Here is a 23,899-nt window from a genome sequence, read left to right as displayed (position 1 = left end):
GTGTGACCCACCCAGGGGCGCGGGGCTGTATCACCATGCGGCTCCGCCGCGTGGGCGCGACCAGCCACGACGAGCCCGCACCCGCCGACGAACGAGAACCCGAAACGGCGATCGGGCGAACCGGCTCAACCCGCGGCGCACTCCGCACAGGTGCCGAAGATCTCCACCGTGTGCGCCACATTCACGAACCCGTGCTCGGAGGCGATCGCCTCCGCCCACTTCTCCACCGCCGGCCCCTCCACCTCGACGGCCTTGCCGCACGAACGGCAGACCAGGTGATGGTGGTGCTCCCCGGTGGAGCAGCGGCGGTAGACGGACTCGCCGTCCGCGGTGCGCAGGACGTCGACCTCGCCGGCGTCGGCGAGGGACTGCAGGGTGCGGTAGACCGTGGTGAGCCCGACGGAGTCGCCCTTGTGCTTGAGCATGTCGTGGAGCTCCTGCGCGCTGCGGAACTCGTCCACCTCGTCGAGCGCCGCCGCCACGGCGGCACGCTGCCGGGTGGCACGACCCTTCACGGGCGGTCCAGCGGTCGTCACCGGTTGCCTCCTTGGTGTGACGGCGTCTGCGCCTGCCGGGCCATTGTGCCAGCCCGGTCCGGGCGCGGTCAGACGCCGATCTCGTCCGCGGCCGCCCGCCCGGCCGGAATCGTGCACTCGGCCGGGTCCCCGACGGGCTGCGCGGCGGCCTGGGCCCGGGCGCGGCGCCGGGCCAGCGGAGCGGCGAGCGCGGTGAGGGCGATGAACGCCGCGATGGTCAGCAGCACGATCGTCGCGCCGGGCGGCACGTCCTGGTAGTACGAGGTGACCGTGCCGCCGATGGTCACGGTGACGCCGATCGCGACGGCGATCACGAACGTCGCCGCGAAGCTGCGGCTGAGCTGCTGGGCGGCGGCGACCGGGACCACCATCAGGGCGGACACCAGGATCAGGCCGACGACCCGCATCGCGACGGTGACCGTGACGGCGGCGGTGACCGCCGTGAGCAGGTTCAGCGCCCGCACCGGCAGCCCGGTCACCCGCGCGAACTCCTCGTCCTGGCTGACCGCGAACAGCTGGCGGCGCAGCCCCAGCGTGACCACGACCACGAAGGCCGCGAGGATCGAGATCGCCGTCACGTCCGAGGGGGAGACCGTCGACAGCGAGCCGAACAGATACGAGTTGAGCCCGGCGTTGGAGCCGCCCGGCGCGAGGTTCACGAACATCACACCGCCGGCCATACCGCCGTAGAAGAGCATGGCGAGGGCGATGTCGCCGCGGGTCCTGCCGTACCAGCGGATCAGCTCCATCAGCACCGCGCCGAGCGCGGAGACGGCGGTGGCCATCCACACCGGCGAGGTGTTCAGCAGGAAGCCGAGGCCGACGCCGGTCATGGCCACGTGCCCGATGCCGTCGCCCATCAGCGGCTGGCGGCGCTGTACGAGGTAGATGCCGATCGCGGGGGCCGTGACACCGACGAGGACCGCGGCGAGCAGCGCCCGCTGCATGAAGGCGTAGTCGAGGAGTTCCATCAGCTCAGCAGTCCCGTGCGAAGAGGTTCGGTGCCCGCCGGTGCGTGCGGGTGGACGTGGTCGTGGCCGGGCAGGGCGTGCTGGCCGACGGCCTTGGGCGGCGGGCCGTCGTGCAGCACGCAGCCGTCGCGCAGCACCACCGCCCGGTCGATCAGCGGCTCCAGCGGGCCGAGTTCGTGCAGCACCAGCAGGACCGTGGCACCGGCCTCGACCTGCTGTTTCAGCGTGCGGGCGAGCACTTCCTGGCTGGCCAGGTCGACGCCCGCCATCGGCTCGTCCATGATCAGCAGTTCGGGTTCGGCGGCCAGCGCCCGTGCGATCAGCACTCGCTGGTGCTGCCCGCCGGACAGGGCGTCGACGGGGTCCTTGGCCCGGTCCGCCATCCCGACCAGCTCCAGGGCGTGCCGTACGGCCTCCTGGTCCGCCTTGCGGAACAGGCCGAACCGGGTGCGCGAGAGCCGGCCCGAGGAGACGATCTCCGTCACGGTCGCCGGGACACCGCCCGCGGCGGTGGTGCGCTGCGGGACGTAACCGACCCGGGACCACTGCCGGAACCGGCGCCGGTCCGTGCCGAACAGCCGGATCTCGCCGGCGCCGACCGGTACCTGGCCGATGATGCTGCGCACGGCGGTGGACTTGCCGGAGCCGTTCGCGCCGAGCAGCGCGACCACCTCGCCGCGGTGCACGGTGAGGTCGATGCCCCGCAGCACGAGGCGCGAGCCGAGCTCGGCGCGGACGCCGCGCATCGATATGGCGGGCTCGCTCATGCCGTTCTCCGATTCGTCGGTCACTTCGCCCCCAGGGCCGTGCGCAGGGCCGTGAGGTTGGCCCGCATGACCTGGAGGTAGTCCTGGCCCCGGGACTTCTCGGTGATGCCCTCGATCGGGTCGAGGACGTCGGTCCGCAGACCCGCGTCCTGCGCGACGGTCTTGGCGGTCTTGTCGCTGACGAGGGTCTCGTAGAAGACGGTGGAGACGCCGTCGGCCTTCGCCATCTTCTCCAGCTCCTTCACCCTCGCGGCGCTCGGCTCCGACTCGGGGTCGAGGCCGTTGATGGCCTCCTCGGTCAGTCCGTAGCGCTCGGCGAGGTAGCCGAAGGCGGCGTGGGTGGTGAGGAAGACCTTGGTCTTCGTGTTCTTCAGCCCGTCGGTGAACTCGGTGTTCAGCGCGCCGAGCCTGGCGACCAGCGCGTCGGTGTTCTTGCGGTAGTCGGCGGCGTGGCCGGGGTCGGCCTTGGCGAAGGCGGCGCCGACGCCGCGGGCGACCTCGGCGTAGCGGACCGGGTCCAGCCAGATGTGCGGGTCCCTGCCGCCGCTCTCCTCGCCGTGCTCGTGGTCGTGCTCGGCGGCGTGCCCGCCGACCTCGTTGCCGTGCTTCTCCAGGGAGGTGAGGGAGGCGGCGTCGATCTTGGTCTTCACGCCGGACTGGCCGACGGCCTCGTCGACGGCGGGCTGCAGGCCCTTGAGGTAGAGGACCGCGTCGGACTCCTCCAGCTGCGCGGTCTGCCGGGCGCTGATCTCCAGGTCGTGCGGTTCCTGGCCGGGCTGGGTGAGGGTGGTGACGTGCACATGGCCGCCGCCGATCTGCTCGGCGAGGTAGGCCATCGGGTAGAAGGACGCGACGACGTCGAACTTGTCCGTGTTGCCCGCGGCCGCGCTGTCGCCGCCGCAGGCGGTGAGGGTGCCGATCCCGAGGGCGGTCGCGGCCGTGAGAGCGGCGGCGGATATGAGGCGTCGACGTACGTTCATGACAGTCATTTTCAACAAACATGGAAACCGTTGTCAACAAGCCTGCTGAGAGGGCCGGACCGGCCCCGTTTTGCCCCTCTCGCAGGGGCCCCGATTTGGTTGAGGGGGAGCCCGCGCCGGTACGCTGAAGCATTCGCTGGAAGCATCTCGCTTCGTCGCCCGTCGTCGTAATGAAGAGAGCACCGTGGCCGCCGACAAGATCGACACCATCGTCAGCCTGAGCAAGCGCCGTGGCTTCGTTTTCCCGTGCAGTGAGATCTACGGCGGCCAGCGCGCCGCCTGGGACTACGGACCGCTGGGTGTCGAGCTCAAGGAGAACATCAAGCGCCAGTGGTGGCGCTACATGGTGACGTCGCGCGAGGACGTGGTCGGTATCGACTCGTCCGTGATCCTGGCCCCCGAGGTCTGGGTCGCCTCCGGCCACGTCGCCACCTTCACCGACCCGCTCACCGAGTGCACCTCCTGTCACAAGCGGTTCCGCGCGGACCACCTGGAGGAGGCCTACGAGGAGAAGAAGGGTCACGCCCCGGCCAACGGCCTCGCCGACATCAACTGCCCGAACTGCGGCAACAAGGGCCAGTTCACCGAGCCCAAGCAGTTCTCCGGTCTGCTGTCGACGCACCTCGGCCCGACCCAGGACAGCGGCTCCGTCGCCTACCTGCGTCCTGAGACCGCCCAGGGCATCTTCACCAACTTCGCCCAGGTGCAGACCACCTCGCGCCGCAAGCCGCCGTTCGGCATCGCCCAGATGGGCAAGTCGTTCCGCAACGAGATCACGCCGGGCAACTTCATCTTCCGCACCCGCGAGTTCGAGCAGATGGAGATGGAGTTCTTCGTCAAGCCCGGCGAGGACGAGAAGTGGCACGAGTACTGGATGGAGCAGCGCTGGAACTGGTACACCGGCCTGGGTCTCCGTGAGGAGAACATGCGCTGGTACGAGCACCCGAAGGAGAAGCTCTCCCACTACTCCAAGCGCACCGCCGACATCGAGTACCGCTTCCAGTTCGGCGGCAGCGAGTGGGGCGAGCTGGAGGGCGTCGCCAACCGGACCGACTACGACCTGTCGTCCCACTCCAAGGCCTCCGGCCAGGACCTCTCCTACTTCGACCAGGAGGCCCAGGAGCGCTGGACGCCGTACGTCATCGAGCCGGCGGCCGGTGTCGGCCGCACCATGCTGGCCTTCCTGCTCGACGCCTACGTCGAGGACGAGGCGCCCAACGCCAAGGGCAAGATGGAGAAGCGCACGGTGCTGCGCCTGGACCACCGCCTGGCGCCGGTGAAGGTCGCGGTGCTGCCGCTGTCGCGCAACCCGGAGCTGTCCCCGAAGGCCAAGGGTCTCGCCCAGGCCCTGCGCCAGCACTGGAACATCGAGTTCGACGACGCCGGCGCCATCGGCCGCCGCTACCGCCGTCAGGACGAGATCGGCACGCCGTTCTGCGTCACCGTCGACTTCGACACGCTGGACGACAACGCGGTCACCGTGCGTGAGCGCGACTCGATGAAGCAGGAGCGGGTCTCCCTCGACCAGATCGAGGGTTACCTGGCGGCACGCCTGCTCGGCTGCTGAGGCCGACGGCCCGCACGCTCTTTCGCCCACCCGCCCATCCGGTTCCCCCGGCTGGGCGGGTGGGCTTTTTTCGTGCCGCCGGACACGCACGGGTGCGTCACGCCACGCCGCTGACATGTATGGAATGACAGATATTGAAATCTGTCAGCTGTCATGTCAGGCTGGTGGCATGACGACGCGAACCCGAAACCTCGGAACCACCGGACCCCAGGTCTTCGCCCTCGGCCTCGGCTGCATGGGCATGTCCGCCCTGTACGGCGACGCCGACCGCGCGGAGTCCGTCGCGACCATCCACGCCGCCCTGGAAGCCGGCGTGACCCTGCTGGACACCGGCGACTTCTACGGCATGGGGCACAACGAGATGCTCATCGGCGAGGCCCTGCGCGCCGCGCCCGCCGCCCGGCGCGAACAGGCGCTGGTCAGCGTCAAGTTCGGCGCCCTGCGCGACCCCGACGGCAACTGGAGCGGCTACGACGGCCGCCCCGCCGCCGTGAAGAACTTCGCCGCCTACTCGCTGCAGCGGCTCGGCGTCGACCACATCGACGTCTACCGGATCGCCCGCGTCGACCCCGATGTGCCGATCGAGGAGACCGTCGGCGCCATCGCCGAACTGGTCGACCGGGGGTACGTCCGGCACATCGGGCTCAGCGAGGCCGGTGCCGAGACCGTGCGCCGGGCCGCCGCCACCGCTCCGATCGCCGACCTGCAGATCGAGTACTCGCTGCTCTCCCGGGGCATCGAGCGGGAGATCCTGCCGGCCACCCGTGAACTGGGCATCGGCATCACCGCCTACGGTGTGCTCTCCCGCGGCCTGATCTCCGGCCACTTCACCCGCGACCGGCAGCTCGCCGGCAACGACTTCCGGGCCCACTCGCCCCGCTTCCAGGGCGACAACCTCCGGCACAACCTGAACCTGGTGGACGCCCTGCGCGAGATCGCCGAGCGCAAGGGCGTGACGGTCGCCCAGATCGCCATCGCCTGGGTGCTCGCCCGGGGCGAGGACATCGTGCCGTTGGTCGGCGCCCGCACCCGGGAGCGGCTCACCGAGTCGCTGGGGGCGCTGGACGTCACGCTGGACGACACCGACCTCGCGGAGATCGAGAAGGCCGTGCCCGAGGACGCGGCGGCCGGCGAGCGCTACCCGGCGGGACAGATGGCCGACCTCGACAGCGAGCGCTGACCCCGGTGCCGGGTACCGTCTTGGACATGCCACCGACCAGCGAGACCCTGACCCCCGAGCGCATCCTCGAAGCCACCGAGGAGGTGCTGCGGCGGCACGGGCCGGCCAAGGCGACCGTGGTCGACGTGGCCCGCGCGCTCGGCGTCAGCCACGGCAGCGTCTACCGGCACTTCCGCACCAAGGCGGCACTGCGCGAGGCCGTGACCAAGCGGTGGCTGGACAGGACCTCGCAGCGGCTGGCCGGGATCGTCGTGGCCGAGGACCGCGCACCGGAGCAGCGGCTGCGGGACTGGCTCGCCGCCCTGTTCGAGGCCAAGCGGCACAAGGCGGGCGACGATCCGGAGCTGTTCGCCACGTACACCGTGCTGACCGACGAACTCGGCGGCGTGGTCCGGGAACACATCGCCGACCTGACCGGCCAGCTGGCCCGGATCGTCGAGGACGGCGTCGCCACGGGCGCCTTCACCGCCGCCGACCCCGCCGCCACGGCCCGCGCCGTCTTCCACGCCACCGCCCGCTTCCACGACCCCGGCTACGCCCGCGAGTGGACCGCCCCCGGCATCGAGGAGGAGTTCACAGCCCTGACCGACCTCCTGGTACGGGGCCTGCGGCGCTGACCGCACGGCCGTGCCAGGGGCGTGTGGGCCGGAGCGGGCGGGAGTGCACCGGGGCTGCGGCCTGGAGCCGAGGGCGAGTGCCCGGGTGCCTGCGGCGCTGTATCGGTGGGCGTGGCTGGGGTTCTGCGGCGCTGTATCGGTGGGCGTGGCTGGGGTTCTGCGGCGCTGAGCCTGTGGGCGGGGCTGGGGCCCGCGGGCTGGGGCCTGCGGTGCTGAGCCTGTGGCCGTGGCCGCGGCCTGCAGCGCCGAGTCGGCGGAAGTGCCCGTGGCCTGCGGCGCTGACTGGACGGCCGTGCCCAGGGGGCTGTGGGCCGGAGCGGACGGGAGTGCACCGGGGCTGCGGCCCGGAGCCGAGGCGAGCGCCCGGGGCCTGCGGCGCTGAGCCGGTGGGCATGGCCGCGGCGTCCGGCGCCGAGCCGGCAGAAGCGCCCGTGATCTCCCGGCGCCGAGTCGGCGGAAGTGCCCGTGACCTCCCGGCGCTGAGCCGGCCGGAAAGGTTGCCGTAGCCGTATGCCGGGCCAGGCCGTCAGCCGACCCTTCGTGGTAGCCGTAGGCTCAGCAGGCCCGTCAGGGCCACCCCGGACAGTTGCACCAGCAGGGCCGTGATCAGGGCGTCGCGCATGCCGGCGTTCGGCACCAGGGACAGGAAGAGCGTGCCCAGGGCCGCCACACCCAGCGCCAGGGACGCCTGCTGGGTCGTGCCCATCACGCCGCTGCCGACGCCGGCCCGGGCGGGCGGGACCTCCGACAGCACCACCCGGTAGATGACGGGCAGCTGCAGAGCCTGGCCGACCCCCGCGACCGCCGTACCCGGCAGCATTTCCAGGAAGCCCAGGTGCGGCCAGGACCGCCAGGCCGCCAGCGCGATCAGCGCCACGCCCACGCCCTGCAGCAGCGCGCCCGCCGTCACGACCCGGGTGCCGTACCTGGCGACCAGGCGCGGGCCGGCCAGCGAGGCGAAGAAGAACGTCACGGCCAGCGGGGCCAGGGCCAGCCCGGCCGCCACCGGGCCGAGCCCCGCGCCCTGCTGCAGGGCGACGGCGACGACGAACATGAACCCGCTGAAGCCGATCGAGAACGGCAGGATCAGCACCAGTCCCCGGCGCAGCGACACCAGCGTGAACAGGCTCGGCGGCACCAGCGGGGTCCGGCCGGCGCGGTCCGCCCGGCGTTCCACCGCCCAGAAGGCGGCCGCCGCCGGCGGGAACGCGGCCAGCGACAGCCACGTCCACAGCGGCCAGCCCGCCGCCCGGCCCTCGGTGAGCGGGGCCAGCAGGGTCACCAGGGCCACGGCGAGCAGGACCGTGCCGGGGCCGTCGACCGGTTCGGGGCTCTGCGAGCGGGTCTCGGGGACGGTGCGCGCGGCCAGCAGCAGGCCCACGACCACGACCGGCACGTTGACCAGGAACACCGAGCGCCAGCCCGTGCCCCAGAGGTCGGCGGCGACCAGCACACCGCCGAGGATCTGGCCCGCGACCATGGCCAGGCCGGCCGTGGCGCCGTACAGGCCCATCGCGCGAGCCCGGCGCGCACCGGACGTGGCCGCCTGGATGGTGGCCAGCACCTGCGGCAGCATCACGGCGGACGCGGCGCCCTGCGCGACGCGCGCGGCGACCAGGCTCCAGGCGTTCGGGGCGAGCCCGCACGCCAGCGAGGTCACACCGAAGGCGGCCATCCCGGCGAGGAAGAGCCGCCGCCGGCCGAACAGGTCGCCGAGCCGGCCACCGAGGACGAGCAGGACGGCGTACGCCACGCCGTACCCGGCGACGACGAGTTCCAGCACGGACTCGCCGGCCTTCAGGTCCCGGCCGATGGTGGGCAGGGCGACGTTGACGATGAAGAAGTCGATCAGGGGCAGTGCCGCGGCGAGCAGCACCGCGAACAGTCCGGGTCCGCTCAGCCCCGACGGGGTCGAGGGGTCCGATCGGACAGGGCGTGGGGTGATGGTCTCGGTCACACCACCGAGCCTGCTCGGGCACCGAGGCTGGTACCAGAGTGTTCTTATCCTGGTAGAACGACTACCTGGAAACGGGACCCGCGCGGCGGCACCCTGGTTCCATGACGATCCTGGCCCAGGAGACGCAGCACGCCCCGCCGGCCCAGCGCGGCACCGAGGTCCGCCGCCACGAACTGGCCGCCTTCCTGCGCAGCCGCCGTGAGCGCATCGCCCCCGAACAGGTGGGCCTGCCCCGCGGCCGCCGGCGCCGCACCCCCGGCCTGCGCCGCGAGGAGGTCGCCCAGCTCTCCGCCGTCGGCGTCACCTGGTACACCTGGCTGGAACAGGCCCGCGACATCCAGGTCTCCGTCCAGGTGCTGGACGCCCTCGCACGTGCCCTCCAGCTGGACGCCAGCGAGCGCGCCCACCTCTTCCAGCTGGCCGGCGCCGTCGACCCGAGCCCGGCGCAGAGCTGCCCGTCGGTGACGCCCGCGGTGCGGTCCCTGCTGGAGCAGCTGGAGCCGGTCCCGGCGGCGATCCAGAACGAGCGGTACGACATCGTCGGCTACAACCGCACCTACGGCCTGCTCCTGTGCGACCTGGACGCGGTCCCGCCCGAGGACCGCAACTGCCTGATCCTGTCCTACACGAACGCCGACTGGCAGTCCTCGATCGTGCACCTTGAGGAGGCCCAGCGGCTGATGGCGGCCCGCTTCCGCGCCGCGATGGCCGGCCACCTGGGCGAACCCGCCTGGAAGCTGCTGCTCAAGCGCCTGCGTGAGCGGTCCCCCGACTTCTGCGAGGCCTGGGACCGCCACGAGGTCGTGGCCCACCGCACCAAGCGCAAGGAGTTCCTCAACCGCTACGTGGGCCGCCTGGTGGTGGACCACACGGACCTGTGGCTGGGCCCGGAGGTAGGAGCCCGCATGGTCACCTACGTCCCGGCGGACGACGAAACGAGGGCACGTCTTGAGAAGCTGCAACAAATCGCCCTGAAGGGGCGCGGGGAACTGCGCGACCAGCCCCACACGACCCGCGGCTAGGCACGCTCAGAAGCCCCCACGACAGACCGCACCTCATCCGAGGCCAGCCTCTCAGCCGCACGCGACGCGGTCCGACGCGCCCAACGCCCACTGGACACCAGGCCAAGCACCAGCACCGCCATGCCGCAAAGGACCAGTACCCACCAGCCGGGCCCCGCGGCCGACACGAACGCAACCCGGTACGACGAGGTACCGACGCCCGTGGCCAGCACCGCCCCCACCACCGCCACCCCGAGCGTCTGCCCCAGCTGCCGGCTCGTCGAGGCGACCGCGGCGGCCACCCCGGCCTGGGTGCGCGGCATGCCCGACACCGCCGTATTGGTGATCGGCGCGTTCACGAAGCCGAAGCCGATGCCGAAGAGCGCGTACCCGATGAACAGGGTGACATCGGACGTCTCGGCCTCGAACGCGGCGAACAGCACCGCGCTCGCGGTCATCGCCACGCCCGCGATCAGCAGCGGCAGCCGTGGGCCACGGGTGCCGACCAGCCGCCCGGACACCGGGGCGCACAGGAACGTCGGCACGGCCATCGGCAGCATCCACAGGCCGGCGTGCAGGGCGCTCAGGCCGCGCACGTTCTGCAGGTACAGCGTGGACAGGAACAGGAAGCCGCCCAGCGCCGCGAACGCGCTGATCGCGATGACGGTGGCCCCGCTGAACGGCGCGGAGCGGAAGAAGCGCAGGTCGATGAGGGGTTCGTCGCGCCGGGGCTCGTACCACAGCAGGCCGAGCAGCGCGGCGAGCGCGACCGCGGCGAAGGGCAGCACCGAGCCGGCGCCGGCGGCGGGCGCCTCGATGATGGCGTAGGTCAGGGACCCGAACAGGGCGATGACCAGCAGCTGGCCGACCGGGTCGGGGCGGCGGCCCTTGGGGGCGCGGGACTCGGGGACGTAGCGCAGGGTGAGAAGGAGGGCGGCGATGCCGACGGGCAGGTTGACCCAGAAGATCGACCGCCAGCCGACCGACTGCACCAGCAGCCCGCCGACCAGCGGGCCCGCCGCCATGGAGATGCCGACGACCGCGCCCCACACGCCGATCGCCCGGGCCCGCTCGCGCGGGTCGGTGAAGGTGTTGGTGATGATCGACATGGCGACCGGGTTGAGCATCGAGCCGCCGACCGCCTGCACCATGCGGAAGACGACCAGCAGTTCGAGGTTGGGCGCCAGGGAGCACAGCACCGAGCCGACGGTGAAGACCACCAGGCCGGCCATGAACACCCGCTTGCGCCCGACGCGGTCGGCGGTGGAGCCGGCGAGCATCAGCAGGGAGGCCAGGACCAGGGTGTAGGCGTCGATGGTCCACTGGAGTCCCGACGTGGTCGCGTGCAGGTCGCGCTGCATGGCGGGCAGGGCCACGTTGAGGACCGTGTTGTCGAGACTCACGATCAGCAGGCTCATGCAGCAGATCGCGAGGACGAACAGACGGCGACGGGGGCTGAGCTCGGGCATGGATTCCATGCTACGCCGATTTCGATAGTGTGGTTAACTAATGGCCGCTACATGATCAATGTCGATGGCGTGCAGGCCGATGGGTCAGAATGGGGGAATGCCCACGACCGCCGCGCCCCTGAAGATCGGCCCGCACACCGTCCAGCCGCCCGTCGTGCTCGCCCCCATGGCGGGGATCACGAACGCGCCCTTCCGCACCCTGTGCAGGGAGTTCTCCGGCGGCAAGGGGCTGTTCGTCAGCGAGATGATCACCACCCGGGCCCTGGTCGAGCGCAACGACAAGACCATGCAGCTGATCCGCTTCGACGCCAGCGAGCGCCCGCGCTCCATCCAGCTGTACGGCGTCGACCCGGCCACCGTCGGCAAGGCGGTCCGGATGATCGTCGAGGAGGACCTCGCCGACCACATCGACCTGAACTTCGGCTGCCCGGTGCCCAAGGTCACCCGCAAGGGCGGCGGCTCCGCGCTGCCGTACAAGCGCAACCTGCTGCGCGCCATCCTGCGGGAGGCCGTCAGCGGCGCCGGCGACCTGCCGGTGACGATGAAGATGCGCAAGGGCATCGACGACGACCACCTCACCTACCTCGACGCCGGCCGCATCGCCGTCGAGGAGGGCGTCACCGCGATCGCGCTGCACGGCCGCACCACCGCCCAGCACTACGGCGGCACCGCCGACTGGGACGCCATCGCCCGGCTCAAGGAGCACGTCCCGGAGATTCCCGTGCTCGGCAACGGCGACATCTGGTCCGCCGAGGACGCGCTGCGCATGGTCCGCGAGACCGGCTGCGACGGCGTGGTGGTCGGCCGCGGCTGCCTGGGCCGGCCGTGGCTGTTCGCCGACCTGGTGGCCGCGTTCGAGGGCCGCCCCCAGGACTTCGTCCGGCCCACCCTGCGCGAGGTCGCCGACGCCATGGTCCGGCACGCCACCCTGCTCGGCGAGTGGCTCGGCGACGAGTCGAAGGGCGTGATCGACTTCCGCAAGCACGTCGCCTGGTACCTCAAGGGCTTCGCCGTCGGCTCCGAGATGCGCAAGCGGCTCGCCGTCACCTCCACGCTGGAGGAGCTGCGGGCCGGCCTGGACGAGCTGGACCTCGACCAGCCCTGGCCGGCCGGCGCCGACGGCCCGCGCGGCCGCACCTCCGGCAACAACCGTGTCGTCCTGCCCGACGGCTGGCTGAAGGACCCCTACGACTGCGCGGGCGTCACCGAGGACGCGGAGCTGGACACCTCCGGCGGCTGATCAGCCACCAGGGGAGGGCGGCCGGTCAGCGCCCGGACGGGTGGGGGACGGACCCGTACGCCGTCAGGAAGCGGTCGCGGAAGGCGCTCATCTTCCACACCGGCGCGGTGTGCGCGGGCCGCAGCCCGTCGGTCCAGCCCCACCCGGAGATCTTCTGCAGCACCTTCGGGTCCTTGGCGACGATCGACACCGGCACGTCCCGGCTGGCGTGGTTGCCGCTGACCCGGGCGATCGGCTGGTGGTCGCCGAGGAAGACCAGCACGGTGTCGTCGGTGCCGTAGCGCTGAAGCCACTGGGTGAGCGCGGTCACCGAGTACTGGATCGACTTGCCGTACTCCTCGCGGGAGGCGGTCGAGTCGGCGATGACGTCCGCGGACTTCTTCCCGGCCTTCTCGATCGCGTCGTAGACCTTCCCGTCACCGAGCTGGTCCCAGCCGACCATCCGCGGCACCGGCGCCCACGGCTGGTGGCTGGAGGTGAGGATGATCTCCGACATCAGCGGCCTGTCCCGCTTGCGGCCGTGCTCGCGCTGCTGGAACTGCTGGAGCGCGAACTGGTCGGGCATCGTCGACCAGCTGAACTTCGGGCCGTGGTAGCCGAGCTGGAAGGCGTTGTAGACCTTGTCCAGGCCGTAGTACTCCTGCTCCGGCCAGGCCTTCACCACGCCCGGCATCACCCCGACGGTGTCCCACGCGCCGGTCTTGGCGAACACCTTGGTCAGGCTGAGGTGGTCGCTGGCCATGACCGTGCGGTAGCGCTGCTGGTTGCTGATCCACAGGCCGGACATGAAGGTGGAGTGGCCGAGCCAGCTGCCGCCGCCGTACGTCGCCGACGTCAGCCAGCCGCTCTTCGCGTGGAAGCCGGCCTTCGCGAGGGCCTGGGTGCTCGCGGTGAGCGTGCGGTCCACGCCCGGCGCCATGACCGGGTCCTCGATCGCGCTGCGGCCGTAGCTCTCGATGAACGTGAAGATCACGTCCTTGCCGCGCAGATCCGGCACCAGCTGGGCGGGCGGGGTGTTGCCGAACGCGTCGACCCGGGCCTCCTTGCCGAACGCGGCCTCGTCCCGCAGCGTGTCCCGCACGGTACGGGCCTGGGCCTCGGCGACGGTCGCGGCATGCCGGGTGGCCAGCGGCCCGCCGGCGATCTGCAGCCCGAACGCGGCACACGTGATCCACACCGTCCCGGCGATCAGCACCCCCCGCGTCGCGCGCGCCCGGTGCCGGACGAGCACCGAGCCGAGGCGGACGGCGGACAGCGAGACCAGGACGACGAGCAGCACGACGAGGGCGATCGCACCGACCGTGAGCAGCAGCGCCACCGTTCCGCCGAGCGAGTCCGCCACGTACGAGCGGGCGTCGTCGAACAGCCCCCAGTCCAGGATCATGTTGAACGGCCGGCCCAGATACTCCTTGAACCCGATGTCCAGCATGTCCAGCACGGCCAGCCAGCCCACCAGTGCCCCGGCGAGCGCTGCCGCGGCGATCCGGGGCCGCCGCGGCAGATGCAGCAGGACGACCGCCCCGATGATCGCCTCGGCCGGCAGCCGTACGAACGCGGCGGGCCGCAGCCCGGCCTGGGTGTTCGGCATCTCCAGGGCGACCTGGACGAGGAGGGCGGCGAGCACGGTGAGCGTGACGGACAGGGCCCGGGCGGCGGAGGGATGCCGGGTGCGCCATGTGGCCAGGCGGGGCCGCAGACGCGGGAGGCGGAGGAGGCGCCGGGCGACGGGGGAGGGCGGGGCGGCGACGTCCGCCTCGGCGCTCTCCTCCAGCTCGCGCGTGCTGGTGTCCTGGGACAACCCGGGGTCCTTCCGTCGGGGGCCGGCGCGGTGTCGTCCTTGCGTACGGCGGGGCCTCGGGGGGCGTTCAGCCGGGTGGGCAAACACCCGGCAAACGGACGTCCAACAAATGCTCCGGTTCCGTACAACCTTCCGTCCCCAGCGGAGGTCTGGAAGCTGATTGGATCTTGAATCCCTGGGGGGAGACACATGAGAAGACGCACCCTCGCGGCGCTGTGCACGCTCGGCGCGCTCGGCGGCCTCCTCGCGATGCCGACGGCGGCGCAGGCGGCCGACCCGTATCCGAACGGGCCCTCGGTGCGGACGGACGACACCCGGGTCTACGTGGACTTCGGTACCAGCACGCCGCCTGAGGACCTGAAGGTGGTCCTGCGCAAGGAGGGCACCGACGCCCCGGTGGCGACCGTCACCGAATTCGGCGCCGACTCCGGTGGGACCGCCGTCAAGACCTCTGCGCTGCGCCTGGCGGACCTGGGCCGGTACGCCGTGGACGTCGAGTACGCGGGCACCGGGGGCGAAACGGTCCTGCACAAGGACGAGGCCGTCCTCGACTACCACCTGATCCCGTTGGTCAAGACGTTCGACGTGATCGGCACCCCGGACCTGGAGCACAGGACGGTCACCCTCAAGGCGGACGCGACGCTGCGCGACCCGCGTGACGACTCCGAGAAGCCGATGGTGAACGGCCGCCTCGTGGTGGAGACGACTGCGGCGAGGACGGGGGTGACCACCGACGCCGCGGGACACCTTGAGGTGCCCTTCACCTTCACCGGCACGGAGAAGCAGGACAAGAGGACGTGGCAGAACGACGTCAGGGTGGCCGTCCGTCCGGCCGGCGCGGACCCCTCACACGGTCAGGCCCGCTATGTCGTCGTTCCCATCGCGGAGACCACCATCACGCTGGACTCGCCCAAGGTGACCGGCCCGGACGGGACCGACGCCCCGCTGACCGGCCGGGCCACCTACCGGTACCGCGACGGCGTCTCCAGGCCGGTGCCCCTCGGGACGGCGATGGAGGTGTACAAGGCCTACAACTCCACGTGGTACAGGGAACGGAACTTCACGGCGGGTGAGGACGGGCGGTTCACCGTCCAGGTCCCCATCTACGGCACCCAGCCGAAGCTGGCCGCTCTCCCGGAAACGCCGTGGCTGTGGGGCACGCGTACGACCTTCAGCTCGGACCCGACGACGAGCGCGGGCTTCCACAGGAACCTCGCCATCACCGTCAGCCCGTACAAGAAGGTCACGGTGTCGGGCATCTTCGACCGGTACGACCTCCCGGCGGCGACGACCCTCACAGTGAACGTCCAGTTCAAGGCCAAGGGGACCACGGACTGGGTCACCAAGCAGACCCTCGACAGCCCTGCCACGGCGGGGAACAGCTCCCGCACCGTCACGGCCGAGAACATGCCCTACCCGGGCCCTGGCGACTGGCGGTTCCAGTTCGCCGGGACCAAGGACATCCCGGCCGGCACCGCCTCCCCGGCCGCGTACGGGGCGCGCACCATGACGGCGTTCCCCGAGTTCAACGCGAACCCGGAGCCGGTCAAGGCGGGTGCCCCGATCACCGTCACCGGCAAGCTCAGCGAGAAGTACGAAGGCGTGAACCCCGCGGTGTGGTACGCGTTGCCGGGCGAACGGATCGGCATCTACTTCCGCGAGTACGGCACCACCACCTGGCGCGGGGTCGGCGCCACCACCACAGGCCAGGACGGCAGCTTCACCATGACCTTCACAGCGGCCAAGGACGGCGACTGGCAGGCCAGGTACGCAGGCGATGACCTCTACCGCTTCTACAGCTACAGCCGCCTGGACTTCGTCGACGTCCAGTAACCCCTCACGCGGGTGACAGCACCCCCACGGCCCCCACGGCAGTGAGCAGCGCCAGCGGTGCCGCCGCCGAGCGGGCCTCGCGCAGGCACGCATGCGGATACGGCACCGGCTCCGCATGCGTGTCCCGCCCGTACCCCGCCAGCACCTCCGGCAGCCGGTGCCCGCCGGCCGTCGCCGCGTCGACCAGCGCCCCCGCCACCGCGCGGGCCTCGTCGTGCAGGCCGTAGCGCGCCAGGCCGAGCGCGATCAGCGCGTTGTCGTGCGGCCACACCGAACCCCGGTGGTACGACAGCGGGTGGTACGCCGGCTGCCCCGCCGCCAGCGTGCGCACGCCCCAGCCGGAGAAGAAGTCCGGCTCCAGCAGACGCCGGCCGACCTGCTCGCCGTACTCCTTGTCCAGCAGCCCCGACCACAGCAGATGCCCGGCGTCCGAGGCCAGCGCGTCGACCCGGCGGCCCGCCCCGTCCAGGGCCAGCGCCGGGAAGTCGTGCTCCGGCATCCAGAAGTCTCGCTGGAAGCGGTCGCGCAGGTCGGCGGCGGCCTGTTCCAGCAGCGCCGCGTACACCTCGTCGTGCCACACCGTGCGCGCCAGCCACGCCGTGCGGCGCAGCGCGTCGTACGCGTAGCCCTGGGCGCCCGCCGCCATCACCGGGCCGGCGGGCCGGGTGCCGTCGGCGGAACAGATCGCGCCGGGGGAGTCCTTCCAGTTCTGGTTGGCCAGGCCGCCCCGGTCGGCGCGGTAGACCAGATAGCCGCGGGAGGTGAGCCCGCCGTGGTCCAGCATCCAGGTCACGGCCGCGCGGGCGTGCGGCTGGAGCCGGACGGCCAGGCCGGTGTCGCCGGTCTGCTCGACGTACGCGCCGAGCAGGACCAGGAAGAGCGGGGTGGCGTCGACCGAGCCGTAGTAGCGGGCGTACGGCACCTGCCCGAAGTGCGCCAGCTCTCCGTGCCGTACCTCGTGCACGATCTTGCCGGGCTGGGCGACCGGCGCCGCGCCGTCCTCGCCCGCCTGGGTCGCGGCGAGCGCGAGGAGCGTGTCGGCGGCCGGCCGGGGCCGGTAGGGGAGGGTGAACAGCGAGGTCAGCAGGGCGTCCCGGCCGAGCAGGGTGAGGAACCACGGGGCGCCGGCGGCCGGGACGCGCAGCTCCTCGCCGTCCGGTCCGCGGGCCGGCACCTGCAGCGCCGCCAGGTCGGCCAGGCCCCGCGCGCAGGCCGCGGCCAGCTCCGGCCAGCCGGTGGGGAAGGCCACGCCCTCCAGGAACCGCTCCTCCTCGGCCAGCCGCCGCTCGGTCACCGACCGCGGGGAGCGCGGCACGCGCAGCGCCCGCTTCTCCCCGTGCGGCCGGGCCATCACCCGCAGGGTCAGCTCGGCCGTGCCGTGCGCCGGCAGCTGAAGCGTCCACAGCAGGCGCCGCGCACCCGTGCCGGTCTCCTCGACGGCGTCCGGCGCCGGGTCCGCGGTGATCGTCGTGCACGAGCGCCACGCACCGCGCCGGTAGCTGAACTCCAGCCCGTCGTCGAGCACTTGACGGGAGCGTACGACGCCGAGCTTGGCGTAGGTGCGGTGGTCGGAGCGCAGCTCGAACTGGTCGGCGAAGTCGGCGTCCACGGTGAGGGCGAGCCGTACCGTCGTCGGCACCGGCCGGTTGCCGACCACACGCAGCGCCTCGACGAACGAACCGTCCCCGACGGCCTGCTCCCGGAACAGCGTGTACGCGGGCGGCTCGTTACGGCCGCCGCGCGGGACGAGCACACAGCGCGCGCCGTCTCCGCCGTCCGCGACCGGCGTCAGCACCTCCGCGACCGCGCCGTCCACGGTCAGCTGCCAGCGGCTCAGATGCCGTCCGTCCCGGACGAACAGCCCGGCGGGCAGGTGCCCGCCCCGCCCTGCGGTGATGTCGCCGCCGTCACCCACCGCGGCGAACGTCCCCCCGTGCACGAGCAGATGATTCCGGTCCGTCATCCCCTCTCCCCTCCCCTTGAGTCCCTGTCGCTGCTCTTGCCGAACGTCTCGCCGGCCGCCGGGGACACGCCCGCGCCCGGGGCCCGCCCCGCCGTGCCGTGCACCAGGTCGAGCGCCAGCGCCGCCGTCCACGCGAAGTCCCGTGTCCCGCACGGCTCGCCGGTGTACGGGTCGACGTACTCGGCGAAACCGGACGCGGCGGCGATGGCCGGCAGCGCCTCCGCGAGGGCGTCGGCCCGCTCCCGCTCGCCGTGGGTTCTCAGCCCGCGCTCGATCAGCCAGCCGGTGTTGAACCAGGCCGGGCCTCGCCAGTAGCGGTGCGGGTCGAAGGACTCGCCGAGCAGGTCGTAGCTGGGCACCAGGCGGGTGGTGGTGCCCAGCCCGAAGTGCGGGCCGGTGAGCGTCGCGACCAGGGCCGTGACCTGCTCACGGGGCAGCGCCGGCAGCAGCAGCGGGATCAGCCCGGACACCCCGCGCTCGCCGATCTGCTCGCCGGTGACGACGTCCCGGCAGAAGAACATGCCCCGTCCCGGGTCCCACAGCCGCTCCACGAGCACCCCGGTCAGCCGCTCGGCACGCGCGTGCCGGGCCGTGCCGGGAGCGCCGAGTTCGTGCGCGATCCGCGCGAGGGCGTGCTCGGAGGCGATGAGCAGGGCGTTGAAGGAGGGGTCCTCGACGGCGAAGTCACCGTGGCCGTCGGCGTATCCGCGATCCCGGTAGTCGGTCGCCAGCCGCACGTACCGCCCGTAGTCCAGGTCGGTGGGCCGGTCTTCGGCGGCGCCGTGGTCGAGGTCGGCGCGGCGGAAGGAGCGGGCCGGGGCGGGCCTGACGCGGGCCAGCGGGGCGTCCCAGCAGGGGCTGTTGTCCATGCCCTGCTCCCACGGGTGCACCACGGACACCAGTCCCGCCCCGCCCAGGTCCCGCCGGTGCAGCAGATAGCGGTGCCAGGCGGCCAGCCTCGGATACACCCGGGCGAGGAAGCCGCGCGCCCGGGACAGCTCCGGGTCGGCGCGGTGCACCAGCCAGGCGGCCAGCGCGTGCACCGGTGGCTGGACGATGCCCGAGGTCTGTACCGTGCGCGGGGCGCCGGCGGTGCGTCCGGCGGTGGAGGAGCGCCAGAAGTCGGGGCTGGGGAAGTAGGCGTCGAGGGGGACGGCCGGGTTGAACACGATGTGCGGCACTCGCCCGTCGCCCCACTGCGCGGCCAGCAGCGTCTCCAGCTCGGTCTGTGCCCGTAACGCGGAGAGGTGCCTGAGCCCGATGGCGATGAACGCCGAGTCCCAGGACCACTGGTGCGGGTACAGGCGCTTCGACGGCACGGTGGAGGCGCCGGTCCAGTTGGCCTCCAGCACCGCGGCGGCGCTGCGGTGCAGGTCGCAGGGGACGGGGGGCGGATCGTACGCGATATCCGGCTCGGTGCCGCGGGCGGCGGTGAGCTGCGCGGTGCGGTCCACACGGGACGGCCCGGCCTGCGCGGTGCGATCCACTCGGGACTCCCCGAAAGACGTGCGGCCGAGCGGATCGGCCGGGACCACCGAAGGGTTACGTCTATTTAACACGCAAAACTCACTATGTAATGCACGATGGGGAAACACAAGGGGGTGCGCATGACGGGACGGCCCGGCAGGACCGGACGCGGCGGGAACCAGGCCGGCGCGGGAGATCTGCTCGAACTCGTGCGCAGCGGCCGCGCCACCACCCGCGGGGCCCTTCAGCAGGCGACCGGACTGTCCCGGGCGACCGTCGGCCAGCGCCTGGACCGGCTCTTCCGGGCCGGCTGGCTGCGCGAGGGCGCCGGCGGACCGGTCGGCTCACCGCTGGGCGGGCGCCCCTCCATCACCCTGGAGTTCGACGACGAGCACGCGGTGGTGCTGGCCGCCGACCTGGACACCCGCCACGCCCGGGCCGCCCTGCTGACCCTGACCGGCGAGCTGCTCGCCGAGCACACCGGGACCCTGGTCGTCGAGGACGGCCCCGAGGCGGTGCTGGGCGAGCTGGGCCGCTGGTTCGCCGGACTGCTCGCGCGCTCCGGGCGCGGCGCGCAGGAGGTGTGCGGCATCGGGCTGGCCGTGCCCGGCCCGGTGGACAGCGACTCGGGCCGCGTCGTCCAGCCCCCGATCATGCCGGGCTGGGACGGCTACGACATAAGGGGCCGCCTGGCCCGCGCCTTCGCCGAGCACACCGGCCCGACGTCGGTCCCGGTGCTCGTCGACAACGACGCCAACCTCATGGCGTACGGCGAACAGCGCGCCGGCTACCCGGACTGCTCGGCGTTCGCGCTGGTCAAGGTGTCGACGGGAATCGGCGCCGGCGTGGTGGTGGACGGCTCCATCTACCGGGGCATCGACGGCGGCGCCGGCGACATCGGGCACATCCGGGTGCCCGAGGGGGAGCGGGCGCTGTGCCGGTGCGGCTCCTACGGCTGTCTGGCCGCCGTCGCGAGCGGCGGTGCCGTGGCGCGGCGGCTGGCGGAGGCCGGGGTGCCGGCGGCGTCCGGCTCGGATGTGCGGGAGCTGCTGGCGGCCGGGCATCCGGAGGCCGTGGGGCTGGCGCGGGAGGCGGGGCGCCGGGTCGGCGAGGTGCTGGCGACGGTGGTCACCCTGCTCAACCCGGGCGTGCTGATGATCGCCGGGGACCTGGCCGGAACGCCGTTCCTCACCGGCGTGCGCGAGCTGCTGTACCAGCGGGCGCTGCCGCGCTCCACCGCTCATCTGGAGGTGGTGACCTCCCGGCTCGGGGAGCGGGCGGCGCTGCTGGGCGCGGGGGCTCTGGTCGTGGAGCACCTGTACGCGCCGGAACGGGCGGAGGAGCGGCTGCGGGCGCTGGGCGTGTGACGGCCCGGTCGTGTGACGGCTGTGCCGTGTGATGGTCGGCCGTCACGGATACCCGTCCGCATGGTGAAATCGCGCCCCGTGTGGGAGCGTGATTCTCGCCACCCCTGATAAGGGTTGCGCTCAGATGAGCGATTCGAGGGCGACTGCACTTCTGAAAGGGGTGGCACTGAGTGCCACCCTTTGATCGTTCATCGGGCGAACTCAGACGTGCCGAAAGCCGCTCATGTGAGCGACAGCCAAGGTCTACGGGTGTTGATGCGTTCAAGAAGTGAAAACAAAAACTCTCGGTTGCTTGCCAAGCCTTGACTTTCGATCCGCTGGCGGACGACTGGTTACGGGCGCATGACGTGCAAGTAGACGTACCCATGAGCCTTCGATCTGGGTATGTTCCTCGACGTCAGGGCAGCCACCGCGTCCTCGAGGAGTCGAGACCCGTGTCGGAAAACAAAGATCAGCAGCGACCCGCGTCGGGCAACAGCGTTGAGGGCGTGAAGTTCGTTTACGACTTCACCGAGGGCAACAAGGACCTCAAGGACCTCCTCGGCGGAAAGGGCGCGAACCTCGCCGAGATGACGAACCTGGGCCTTCCGGTCCCGCCCGGCTTCACCATCACCACGGAGGCCTGCAAGGTCTACCTGGAGAGCGGCGAGGCTCCGGCGGCACTGCGTGACGAGGTGAGTGCGCACCTCGACGCGCTGGAGAGCCGCATGGGCAAGAAGCTCGGCCAGGCCGACAACCCCCTGCTGGTCTCGGTCCGCTCGGGCGCCAAGTTCTCGATGCCCGGCATGATGGACACCGTCCTCAACATCGGCCTCTCGGACAAGTCCGTGAAGGGCCTCGCCGACCAGGCCGGTGACGAGCGCTTCGCGTGGGACTCCTACCGGCGCCTCATCCAGATGTTCGGCAAGACCGTCCTCGGAGTCGACGGCGAGCTCTTCGAGGAGGCGCTGGACAAGGCCAAGGAGGCCAAGAAGGTCACGGTCGACACCGAGCTGGAGGCCGCCGACCTCAAGAAGCTGGTCACCACCTTCAAGAAGATCGTGAAGAAGGAGACCGGCCGGGACTTCCCGCAGGACCCGCGCGAGCAGATGGACCTCGCCATCCGCGCGGTCTTCGACTCCTGGAACGGCGACCGCGCCAAGCTCTACCGCCGCCAGGAGCGCATCCCCGGCGACCTGGGCACCGCGGTCAACGTCTGCTCGATGGTCTTCGGCAACCTGGGCCCGGACTCCGGCACCGGCGTCGCCTTCACCCGCGACCCCGCCAGCGGCCACCAGGGCGTCTACGGCGACTACCTCCAGAACGCGCAGGGCGAGGACGTGGTGGCGGGCATCCGCAACACCGTCCCGCTCGCGGACCTGGAGAAGATCGACAAGAAGTCCTACGACCAGCTCATGCAGATCATGGAGACCCTTGAGAACCACTACAAGGATCTCTGCGACATCGAGTTCACCATCGAGCGCGGCAAGCTGTGGATGCTGCAGACCCGCGTCGGCAAGCGCACCGCGGCCGCCGCGTTCCGCATCGCCACCCAGCTCGTCGACCAGGGCCTGATCGACGAGGCCGAGGCCCTCCAGCGCGTCAACGGCGCCCAGCTCGCGCAGCTGATGTTCCCGCGCTTCGACGAGAAGGCCAAGGTCCAGCAGGTCGGCCGCGGCATCGCGGCCTCGCCGGGCGCGGCCGTCGGCAAGGCGGTCTTCGACTCCTACACCGCGGTGAAGTGGTCCCGCTCGGGCGAGAAGGTCATCCTGGTCCGCCGCGAGACCAACCCCGACGACCTGGACGGCATGATCGCCGCCGAGGGAATCCTCACCTCGCGCGGCGGCAAGACCTCCCACGCGGCCGTCGTCGCGCGCGGCATGGGCAAGACCTGTGTCTGCGGCGCGGAGGAGCTGGAGGTCGACACCAAGCGCCGCCGGATGACGGTACCGGGCGGCCACGTGGTCGAAGAGGGCGACGTCATCTCCATCGACGGCTCCACGGGCAAGGTGTACCTCGGCGAGGTCCCGGTCGTCCCGTCGCCGGTCGTGGAGTACTTCGAGGGCCGCATGCACGCGGGCGCCGACGACGCCGACGAGCTGGTCGAGGCCGTCCACCGCATCATGGCCTTCGCCGACCGCAAGCGCCGGCTGCGGGTGCGCGCCAACGCGGACAACGCCGAGGACGCGCTGCGCGCCCGTCGCTTCGGTGCCCAGGGCATCGGCCTGTGCCGCACGGAGCACATGTTCCTCGGCGACCGCCGCGAGCTGGTGGAGCGCCTGATCCTGGCGGACACGGAGGAGGAGCGCGAGGCGTCCCTCAAGGCCCTCCTCCCCCTTCAGAAGAAGGACTTCGTCGAGCTCTTCGAGGCGATGGACGGCCTCCCGGTCACCATCCGCCTCCTCGACCCGCCGCTGCACGAGTTCCTCCCCGACATCACGGAGCTGTCGGTCCGCGTGGCCCTGGCGGAGTCGCGCCAGGAGCCGCACGAGAACGACCTGCGCCTGCTCCAGGCGGTCCACCGCCTGCACGAGCAGAACCCGATGCTGGGCCTGCGCGGCGTACGCCTGGGCCTGGTGATCCCCGGCCTGTTCACCATGCAGGTCCGCGCGATCGCGGAGGCCGCGGCGGAGCGCAAGTCCGCCAAGGGCGACCCGCGCGCCGAGATCATGATCCCGCTCGTCGGCACGGTCCAGGAGCTGGAGATCGTCCGCGAGGAGGCCGACCGGGTCATCGCGGAGGTGCAGGCGGCGACGGGCACGGAGCTGAAGCTGGCGATCGGCACGATGATCGAGCTGCCGCGCGCCGCGCTCACGGCGGGGCAGATCGCGGAGGCGGCGGAGTTCTTCTCCTTCGGTACGAACGACCTGACCCAGACGGTGTGGGGCTTCAGCCGCGACGACGTGGAGGCGTCCTTCTTCACGGCGTACCTGGAGAAGGGCATCTTCGGCGTCTCCCCCTTCGAGACGATCGACAAGGACGGCGTCGGCTCCCTGGTGAAGCTGGCGGCGGAAGCGGGCCGGCGGACCCGCCCCGACCTGAAGCTCGGCGTCTGCGGTGAGCACGGCGGCGACCCGGAGTCGGTCCACTTCTTCCACGAGGTCGGCCTGGACTACGTCTCCTGCTCCCCGTTCCGCATCCCGGTGGCCCGCCTGGAGGCCGGCCGCGCGGCGACCCAGTCGGAGGGCAGCGACCACCGCTGAGCCG

The 23,899-nt window shown here is 71.9% G+C and carries 17 protein-coding genes; 8 read left to right on the top strand and 9 right to left on the bottom strand.

Going from position 1 to position 23,899, the window contains the following annotated elements:
- Window positions 1–125 precede the first annotated feature (125 nt).
- The 4 genes from C3489_RS29590 to C3489_RS29575 form a co-directional block, all read right to left on the bottom strand.
- Window positions 126–536, bottom strand: coding sequence for a Fur family transcriptional regulator (locus C3489_RS29590; RefSeq protein WP_103785152.1), 411 nt, complete (start codon window positions 534–536; stop codon window positions 126–128).
- A 68-nt stretch (window positions 537–604) separates the two neighbouring features.
- Window positions 605–1,507 carry a metal ABC transporter permease gene (locus tag C3489_RS29585; protein WP_103785151.1) on the bottom strand — a complete coding sequence of 301 codons (903 nt, stop codon included), beginning with the start codon at window positions 1,505–1,507 and terminating at the stop codon, window positions 605–607.
- Entirely contained in the window at window positions 1,507–2,274 is a 768-nt protein-coding gene (locus C3489_RS29580) for a metal ABC transporter ATP-binding protein (RefSeq protein ID WP_103785169.1), read from the bottom strand. The genes C3489_RS29585 and C3489_RS29580 overlap by 1 nt, the downstream gene beginning before the upstream one ends.
- Window positions 2,275–2,294: 20 nt before the next feature.
- Complete coding sequence (locus C3489_RS29575) at window positions 2,295–3,254, bottom strand: metal ABC transporter substrate-binding protein (protein WP_103785150.1); 960 nt, start codon at window positions 3,252–3,254, stop codon at window positions 2,295–2,297.
- A 184-nt stretch (window positions 3,255–3,438) separates the two neighbouring features.
- On the opposite strand from C3489_RS29575, the gene C3489_RS29570 reads away from it, so the two are divergent.
- The 3 genes from C3489_RS29570 to C3489_RS29560 all read left to right on the top strand — a co-directional run bounded on the left by C3489_RS29570 (window position 3,439) and on the right by C3489_RS29560 (window position 6,618).
- Complete coding sequence (locus tag C3489_RS29570; protein WP_103785149.1) at window positions 3,439–4,821, top strand: glycine--tRNA ligase; 1,383 nt, start codon at window positions 3,439–3,441, stop codon at window positions 4,819–4,821.
- A 169-nt stretch (window positions 4,822–4,990) separates the two neighbouring features.
- Window positions 4,991–6,001, top strand: coding sequence for an aldo/keto reductase (locus C3489_RS29565; protein ID WP_103785148.1), 1,011 nt, complete (start codon window positions 4,991–4,993; stop codon window positions 5,999–6,001).
- A 26-nt stretch (window positions 6,002–6,027) separates the two neighbouring features.
- Window positions 6,028–6,618 (top strand): TetR/AcrR family transcriptional regulator, encoded by a 591-nt coding sequence (locus tag C3489_RS29560; RefSeq protein WP_103785147.1) that lies wholly within the window; start codon window positions 6,028–6,030, stop codon window positions 6,616–6,618.
- Between the two features lie 526 nt (window positions 6,619–7,144).
- On the opposite strand, the gene C3489_RS29555 is transcribed toward C3489_RS29560, so the two are convergent.
- Window positions 7,145–8,575 carry an MFS transporter gene (locus C3489_RS29555; protein WP_103785146.1) on the bottom strand — a complete coding sequence of 477 codons (1,431 nt, stop codon included), beginning with the start codon at window positions 8,573–8,575 and terminating at the stop codon, window positions 7,145–7,147.
- A gap of 101 nt (window positions 8,576–8,676) precedes the next feature.
- On the opposite strand from C3489_RS29555, the gene C3489_RS29550 reads away from it, so the two are divergent.
- Window positions 8,677–9,597: a helix-turn-helix transcriptional regulator gene (locus C3489_RS29550; protein ID WP_103785145.1), complete on the top strand. Its 921-nt coding sequence runs from the start codon at window positions 8,677–8,679 to the stop codon at window positions 9,595–9,597.
- On the opposite strand, the gene C3489_RS29545 is transcribed toward C3489_RS29550, so the two are convergent.
- Entirely contained in the window at window positions 9,594–11,045 is a 1,452-nt protein-coding gene (locus C3489_RS29545; RefSeq protein ID WP_103785144.1) for an MFS transporter, read from the bottom strand. The genes C3489_RS29550 and C3489_RS29545 overlap by 4 nt on opposite strands.
- Before the next feature lie 97 nt (window positions 11,046–11,142).
- On the opposite strand from C3489_RS29545, the gene dusB reads away from it, so the two are divergent.
- The gene (gene dusB, locus C3489_RS29540) at window positions 11,143–12,285 is read left to right on the top strand and encodes a tRNA dihydrouridine synthase DusB (RefSeq protein ID WP_103785143.1); all 1,143 of its coding nucleotides are present in this window, start codon (window positions 11,143–11,145) and stop codon (window positions 12,283–12,285) included.
- Window positions 12,286–12,310: 25 nt separating this feature from the next.
- Here the strand turns inward: dusB and C3489_RS29535 are convergent, their stop codons facing one another.
- Window positions 12,311–14,083, bottom strand: coding sequence for a CDP-alcohol phosphatidyltransferase (locus C3489_RS29535; RefSeq protein ID WP_374936790.1), 1,773 nt, complete (start codon window positions 14,081–14,083; stop codon window positions 12,311–12,313).
- A 189-nt stretch (window positions 14,084–14,272) separates the two neighbouring features.
- Between C3489_RS29535 and C3489_RS29530 the strand changes: the two genes are divergently transcribed.
- A complete protein-coding gene (locus C3489_RS29530) occupies window positions 14,273–15,916 on the top strand; it encodes a hypothetical protein (protein ID WP_103785142.1) in 1,644 nt (547 codons plus the stop codon).
- 4 nt (window positions 15,917–15,920) lie between these two features.
- Here C3489_RS29530 and C3489_RS29525 read toward each other — a convergent pair whose 3' ends face one another.
- Both C3489_RS29525 and C3489_RS29520 read right to left on the bottom strand, forming a co-directional pair.
- The gene (locus tag C3489_RS29525) at window positions 15,921–17,879 is read right to left on the bottom strand and encodes a glycogen debranching N-terminal domain-containing protein (protein ID WP_103785141.1); all 1,959 of its coding nucleotides are present in this window, start codon (window positions 17,877–17,879) and stop codon (window positions 15,921–15,923) included.
- A complete protein-coding gene (locus C3489_RS29520) occupies window positions 17,876–19,333 on the bottom strand; it encodes a trehalase family glycosidase (RefSeq protein WP_107499756.1) in 1,458 nt (485 codons plus the stop codon). Before C3489_RS29520 ends, C3489_RS29525 begins: the two co-directional genes overlap by 4 nt.
- A 153-nt stretch (window positions 19,334–19,486) precedes the next feature.
- Between C3489_RS29520 and C3489_RS29515 the strand changes: the two genes are divergently transcribed.
- A complete protein-coding gene (locus tag C3489_RS29515; protein WP_181139901.1) occupies window positions 19,487–20,713 on the top strand; it encodes an ROK family protein in 1,227 nt (408 codons plus the stop codon).
- Between the two features lie 434 nt (window positions 20,714–21,147).
- Window positions 21,148–23,895 (top strand): pyruvate, phosphate dikinase, encoded by a 2,748-nt coding sequence (gene ppdK / locus C3489_RS29510; protein WP_374936789.1) that lies wholly within the window; start codon window positions 21,148–21,150, stop codon window positions 23,893–23,895.
- The last annotated feature ends 4 nt before the right edge of the window (window positions 23,896–23,899 follow it).

This window comes from Streptomyces sp. Ru71, from assembly GCF_002920535.1.
In the GTDB taxonomy this organism is placed as follows: Bacteria; Actinomycetota; Actinomycetes; order Streptomycetales; family Streptomycetaceae; genus Streptomyces.
Note: the sequence above shows the minus strand (reverse complement) of the source record. Positions and strands in the feature narration are given on the sequence as shown.

Coding starts and splice junctions, on each gene's coding strand:
- C3489_RS29515 (WP_181139901.1), top strand. CDS start 19,487: ATGACGGGACGGCCCGGCAGGACCGGACGCGGCGGGAACCAGGCCGGC.
- C3489_RS29575 (WP_103785150.1), bottom strand. CDS start 3,254: ATGAACGTACGTCGACGCCTCATATCCGCCGCCGCTCTCACGGCCGCG.
- C3489_RS29550 (WP_103785145.1), top strand. CDS start 8,677: ATGACGATCCTGGCCCAGGAGACGCAGCACGCCCCGCCGGCCCAGCGC.
- C3489_RS29530 (WP_103785142.1), top strand. CDS start 14,273: ATGAGAAGACGCACCCTCGCGGCGCTGTGCACGCTCGGCGCGCTCGGC.
- C3489_RS29545 (WP_103785144.1), bottom strand. CDS start 11,045: ATGCCCGAGCTCAGCCCCCGTCGCCGTCTGTTCGTCCTCGCGATCTGC.
- dusB (WP_103785143.1), top strand. CDS start 11,143: ATGCCCACGACCGCCGCGCCCCTGAAGATCGGCCCGCACACCGTCCAG.
- C3489_RS29560 (WP_103785147.1), top strand. CDS start 6,028: ATGCCACCGACCAGCGAGACCCTGACCCCCGAGCGCATCCTCGAAGCC.
- C3489_RS29525 (WP_103785141.1), bottom strand. CDS start 17,879: ATGACGGACCGGAATCATCTGCTCGTGCACGGGGGGACGTTCGCCGCG.
- C3489_RS29585 (WP_103785151.1), bottom strand. CDS start 1,507: ATGGAACTCCTCGACTACGCCTTCATGCAGCGGGCGCTGCTCGCCGCG.
- C3489_RS29565 (WP_103785148.1), top strand. CDS start 4,991: ATGACGACGCGAACCCGAAACCTCGGAACCACCGGACCCCAGGTCTTC.
- C3489_RS29580 (WP_103785169.1), bottom strand. CDS start 2,274: ATGAGCGAGCCCGCCATATCGATGCGCGGCGTCCGCGCCGAGCTCGGC.